Annotated in this window: 2 protein-coding genes and 1 pseudogene; all 3 read right to left on the bottom strand. The window is 40.4% G+C overall.

Features of this window, described 5'->3' with window-relative positions:
- Nucleotides 1–309: pseudogene (locus tag D8863_RS10290) on the bottom strand (T7SS effector LXG polymorphic toxin); the annotation flags it as partial.
- A gap of 97 nt (nt 310–406) precedes the next feature.
- A complete protein-coding gene (locus D8863_RS10285) occupies nt 407–886 on the bottom strand; it encodes a UCP033725 family protein (protein WP_125441846.1) in 480 nt (159 codons plus the stop codon).
- Between the two features lie 9 nt (nt 887–895).
- A complete protein-coding gene (locus tag D8863_RS11310; RefSeq protein ID WP_260469789.1) occupies nt 896–2,152 on the bottom strand; it encodes a hypothetical protein in 1,257 nt (418 codons plus the stop codon).
- Between the last annotated feature and the right edge of the window lie 220 nt (nt 2,153–2,372).

Raw genomic sequence — 2,372 nt, 5'->3', positions numbered from 1 at the left:
GTCCATGACCGTGCTGGTATGACTGCTTCCATCATAGCTCACCAAATCAGAAATCTTGTCCTTGGTCGTGTTCAAGAGCTCAATCTCACTCTTTAGACTATCCCGTGAACTCTTTAAAGCACTATGAAGGTTTGTAAATACCTGACCTGGCAACTTTGTATGAAGATCACCGTCAATCTGGTAGTAACCGTCCTTGTACAGTAGGAGATTGGTTGAGTAGTCATTCATCAGGTTGACCAGAGTCTGAAGGAGAGTCCCATGCACCTCTACTAGGTAGTTGCGCATGCTCGAGATGGCCTGACCTTGGAGATTTGCACTTAATGTAAAAACAGGAACTTGCCTACAACTAACCGTGTATAAACAAGTTTCTCACAGGCTATTTCAATGGTGATAAAGCATCAAAAAATTACTTTTCAATAGAATTTAAAAAGTTATCGATGTCTTGGCCTTCTAAACTCTTGACCTTAACTCCTTGATCTTTAAAGATTCCTAAAGGTGTTTCGACTATTTTTAAGACTTCAATGTCTTTTCGGCTAATCTCTTTTGCCCATTCTAATTTGTTTATCTGCTTGAATCCCAACTCATCCTTTATTTGATTTTGGTTGGCGCTTGGTTTTATTTCAAACCAATCTTTCTCAACATTCCTTCGAATCATCCCACTACTAACATAAAAAGAATGCCCCTTATATTGAATCTCATAATGAATACTGTATAGATAGTCTAGCTCTTCCATCTTGACGTTTTTTGTAAATACATTATCAGATATCCTCCCCCAAGGACTTATATAATTTTGAAAATCTTTAAATTTAACACGACTATATAAAATTACTTCATGCTTGTTCTCATATTCTGCTTCAAATTTGTTTTGTTTATAAATTGCGTACATTACTATCCCTCATTCCAATACTATCCAGCCCTCATCTTTAGTAAAACCGTATTGCTTCATAAGCTTACCAGTTTTACTTTCAAAAATGCTTATCATATCTCCATTCTTAAATACATGTTCTTCCATCAATTTATACTCCGGTAATATGATATTCTTAGAACCTGTAAAACCTCGACCTGTAAAAGGATAACTCGCATTATCAAGTTCACCAAATGGAATATCTAGCTTATCTGCTTCATCCAAGAAAAATGATATTTTCGCATAGGTCTTGGTTTTTTCTAAGTCAAAAGGAGTATTGGGGTAGTCTAATCGATTTCCTTCAACTATTTCTGGAAGAGTAGTTAATGATTTTGAATGCTCATCAACCGAGACAAAACCTTCAAAAGAATTACGTTCTCCGCTGAGATATGATTCAACAAACTCTGTAGGTATCGTTTTATTCATCTTGGTTTTAGGAGCTGGTATACCAATCTCTTTGCGAACAGCTTTGACAAATGCATCTGTTTTAGCTGATAAAGTCGTATCTGCATCTACTAAGTTCGAAAAGTCTTCCAGGCTATAACCCGCCTTATTGATTATAGCTTTTATTTCTGGAGATGTATATAGTTCTAGATTAGATAATCGATCACTATTTAGAGTGTATTTTTTTGTATTCGTAGAAAAGGCATCTTTCACCTTATTAAGACTAAACTTGCTGGCTGCTGAAGAGACCGCGTAACCTCCTACCAGGTTCCCGATAAAGTTTGCGGTTTGGGCATCTTCTTCGCTTCCACCTAGGAGCTTAGTCCCATGATAGGCAACCTGACCCGCGGTATAGGCAGCTGCTTCCCCTATCGCAAACTGGGTCAAGCCCTTGACAACGCTCTGGGTCTGCCCTATGGGAATCATGATAGCGCTCGCTGTCGTAAAGACATTCCCAACATCATGATACAACTTGTCATTGCCCATGAAAAGCGTATCTCTGACAGGATTTATTGACTTGGTGTGGATATCCCCTGCATTCCCAAGTTCGATATTATGAATCCCTTCTGATACATTAGATAGCCCATAGATACTCGTCCCAAAACCCACGACACCGCCTGCAACAACTAAAGGAGTCGCAGTTCCCAAGCTTCCTATAATTGCGATGAAGCCAATCGCAAAGGTCAACACACCCAAACCCAACTCTTTCCATCCGTTCTTGGCACGATCCTCCGCAGCCAAGGCCTCAAAACGGACCTTGTCTCGCTCCTGGGCTGCCTTCACGCGCTCAACGCGACTCTCCATCTGCTGGGTCGCCTGTTTGTAGGCTATCGCAAAGCGTTTAACAGACTTGAGTTTGGCGAAATCTCCTGACTGATAAGTTCCTACCGTACGTGTCTTACTAGCATGCTCTGCGATCAAGGACTTGGTCGCAGCTAGAAGTTCCTTAAAGGCGACCAAATCCTGACTCGCATGGTTGCTTTCATACTGAGTGATGGAGCTATCCAAGTTCTTGATCTGATTG

Origin of the sequence: Streptococcus oralis, from assembly GCF_003943825.1 — a bacterium.
Taxonomy (GTDB): Bacteria; Bacillota; Bacilli; order Lactobacillales; family Streptococcaceae; genus Streptococcus; species Streptococcus oralis_CD.
The sequence above is the reverse complement of the archived record's forward strand: the minus strand, read 5'-3'. Positions and strand labels throughout refer to the sequence as shown.